The sequence below is a fragment of the Staphylococcus sp. GDX8P54P genome (assembly GCF_017893165.1).
Taxonomy (GTDB): domain Bacteria; phylum Bacillota; class Bacilli; order Staphylococcales; family Staphylococcaceae; genus Staphylococcus; species Staphylococcus borealis.
This window is the reverse complement of the sequence record NZ_JAESMM010000054.1, coordinates 1-3,177: the sequence shown is the minus strand read 5'-3', so window position 1 is coordinate 3,177 and position 3,177 is coordinate 1. Positions and strand designations below refer to the sequence as shown.

The 3,177-nt window shown below is 33.1% G+C and carries 4 protein-coding genes; 2 read left to right on the top strand and 2 right to left on the bottom strand.

The window, feature by feature from the left end; all coding sequences use genetic code 11:
* On the bottom strand, nt 1-692 hold a 692-nt coding region (locus KA909_RS12550), incomplete at its 3' end, for a sulfite exporter TauE/SafE family protein (protein WP_210130293.1).
* Nucleotides 692-952: a persulfide-sensing transcriptional repressor CstR gene (gene cstR / locus KA909_RS12545; protein WP_002510747.1), complete on the bottom strand. Its 261-nt coding sequence runs from the start codon at nt 950-952 to the stop codon at nt 692-694. The genes KA909_RS12550 and cstR, both read right to left, overlap by 1 nt.
* Before the next feature lie 137 nt (nt 953-1,089).
* Between cstR and cstA the strand changes: the two genes are divergently transcribed.
* Both cstA and cstB read left to right on the top strand, forming a co-directional pair.
* Nucleotides 1,090-2,157, top strand: a complete 1,068-nt coding sequence (gene cstA, locus KA909_RS12540) for a DsrE/DsrF/DrsH-like family protein (protein WP_210130292.1) — start codon at nt 1,090-1,092, stop codon at nt 2,155-2,157.
* A gap of 30 nt (nt 2,158-2,187) precedes the next feature.
* On the top strand, nt 2,188-3,177 hold a 990-nt coding region (gene cstB, locus KA909_RS12535), incomplete at its 3' end, for a persulfide dioxygenase-sulfurtransferase CstB (RefSeq protein ID WP_210130291.1).

Below are 3,177 nucleotides of genomic sequence, written 5' to 3'. Positions count from 1 at the left end.
CTAGGGACTTTTTTACCTAATTTTAAACCTAACGGAGCGAAAATAATACTCCCTATTATTAAAAATAACGCATCTTCTAAAGGAATGTAACCTTGTATAAATTTAATGATAAAGGCGCCAATTGAAGATATAAAAGCAATTACTATACTATTAGCAACTACCGTATTCATTGGTAATTTGAATAAAACTAGCAATATAGGAATGATAATAAAAGCGCCGCCTGCTCCAACTATACCTGAAATGATACCAACGAAAAGACCCACCATAACTAATAATGGCTTGTTAAAGGAAGATTGATCTAAACTCGGTTTTATGTTAATAAACATTAAAATTAATGCGAGTAAAGCAATGATAATATATATCGTATTTACAAATGTAGCATTAAATAAATTTGCTAACAGTCCACCTAACATGCTGCCTATAATCATGCCACTACCCATGTAAAGCACTAATAGTGGCGAAAATTCTGGTTTTTTTCGCGCTTTTAATGACCCACTTAAAGTACTGAAAAAGACTTGACTGGAAGTAAGTCCTGATGCCATGTATGCACTGTACGCAGGAGCGCCAAATAGTGGTGGTAATAATAAAATAGCTGGATAAATAATGATGGCGCCACCTATACCTACTAGACCCGAAATAAAGCCTCCGAATACCCCAATAAGTAACATCATAATAATAGTTGAAATATCCATTATTTACTTTTTACCAATAAGTTAACGGCTTCATTAATCAATTCTTCAGAATTTTCACCATTATCCTCTGCTGCTTTTACACATTCTATTAAATTTTCACTAATGATAATTCCCATCAAACGTTGGATTGAACTTTTTGATGCACTGATTTGAGTAATGACATCTTTACAATCTTTTTCTTCTTCCATCATTTTAATAACGCCATTGAGTTGTCCTTGTATTCTATTAATACGATTAATCATTTTTTTATCATAATTCATAGTTATTTCCTCCACTTTTAATTGAATAAAGTCATAATAAACGATAAAAGTAAACATGTCAAATACCCCCTACCGTATTTGACATAATATAAATAATTAGTTAATATACCCGTATAGGTATTTATTAGGAGGTTAATATGAAACAATATAACGAAAATCATATCAATAATTTCAGTAAACAAGAATTAGAAAAATTGGGTGCACAAGGTCAACTGATTGACGTTAGAACACAAGAAGAATATGAGCTTGCACATATAAATGGTGCGATATTACATCCTGTAGATAAGATTGAATCGTTCAATAAAGATAAAAACACAACCTATTTTGTACACTGTAAAAGTGGTACCAGAAGTGCTAAAGCGAGCGAATATTTAGCTAAACAAGGCTACGACATTGTTAATTTAGACGGTGGCTATAAAGCATATGAAGCAAAATACGACGATGATAATACATTCGAAGAAAATACTAATGTAGAAATTAAAGCAGAGCGTAAACAATTTAACTATAGTGGTCTTCAATGTCCAGGTCCAATTGTAAACATCAGTAAAGAAGTGAAAAATATTGAAGTAGGCGAGCAAATCGAAGTTACAGTCACAGATCCTGGATTCCTTAGCGACATTAAAAGCTGGGTCAAACAAACTGGTCATACTTTAGTTAAACTTGATGAAAGTAATAATGGAATTAATGCTATCATTCAAAAAGAAAAACCAAAAGACTTACAAGTGAATCATACTGCTAAAGGTACGACAATTGTACTATTTAGTGGAGAGTTAGATAAAGCAGTGGCAGCAATGATTATTGCAAATGGCGCTAGAGCTGCAGGAAGAGATGTAACTATCTTCTTTACTTTTTGGGGACTTAACGCGTTGAAAAAAGCGCAAACAGTTAACGTTAAAAAGAAAGGTATCGCAAAAATGTTTGATTTGATGTTGCCAAAAACACCTTTGAAAATGCCACTATCTAAAATGAATATGTTCGGTTTAGGTAATATCATGATGCGATACGTAATGAAAAAGAAAAACGTTGATTCATTACCATCACTCATTAATCAAGCGATAGCTCAAGATATTAAATTAATCGCATGTACCATGAGCATGGATGTCATGGGTATTACAAAAGAAGAATTAAGAGATGAAGTTGAGTACGGCGGTGTAGGCACTTATATAGGTGATACTGAAAACGCGAGTCATAATTTATTTATTTAATTAAATCTATCAAAATAAGGAGTTCTTTATATGTTTTTCAAACAATTTTACGATAATCATTTATCTCAAGCATCTTATTTAGTTGGCTGTCAACGTACGGGAGAGGCAATAGTAATTGATCCTGTTCGTGATTTAACAAAATATATGGAAGTTGCAGATAGCGAAGGTTTTAAAATTACACAAGCTGCTGAAACACATATTCACGCTGATTTTGCTTCTGGAATTCGGGATGTGGCAAAACGTTTAAACGCCAATATATATGTATCTGGCGAAGGTGATGATCAATTAAGTTATAAAAATATGCCGGAACATACAAATTTTGTTAAAAATCAAGATATTATTCAAGTAGGTAATATTAAATTAGAAGTCTTGCATACACCTGGTCATACCCCTGAGAGTATCAGTTTCTTACTCACTGATGAAGGTGGCGGCTCAAGTGTTCCAATGGGTTTATTTAGTGGTGACTTTATTTTTGTTGGTGATATCGGTAGACCTGATTTACTAGAAAAATCAGTACAAATGGAAGGTACTACAGAGATTGGTGCAAAACAGATGTACCAATCTATAGAAGGTGTTAAAAATTTACCAGATTATATTCAAATATGGCCTGGACACGGTGCTGGAAGTCCTTGTGGTAAAGCATTAGGTGCCATACCAATGTCTACGCTAGGTTACGAAAAAATTAATAACTGGGCATTTAATGTAACAGATGAATCTAAATTTGTTGAAACATTAACATCAAATCAACCAGCGCCACCCCATCACTTTGCACAGATGAAAAAAATTAATCAGTTTGGTATGAAAATGTATCAACCATACAACGTTTATCCTAGTTTAGATAATGAAAGAATAGCATTTGATCTTCGTAGCAAAGAAGCCTTTCACGGTGGACATACACAAGGAACAATCAATATTCCTTATAACAAAAACTTTATTAACCAGATCGGTTGGTATTTAGATTTTGAAAAAGATGTAGATTTAATTGGAGATAAATCTACAGTTGAGCAAGCAACGCATACT

What these genes read in the sequence shown, in the direction of transcription:
- cstR (WP_002510747.1), bottom strand. Translation starts at nt 952, where the DNA reads ATGAATTATGATAAAAAAATGATTAATCGTATTAATAGAATACAAGGA.
- cstA (WP_210130292.1), top strand. Translation starts at nt 1,090, where the DNA reads ATGAAACAATATAACGAAAATCATATCAATAATTTCAGTAAACAAGAA.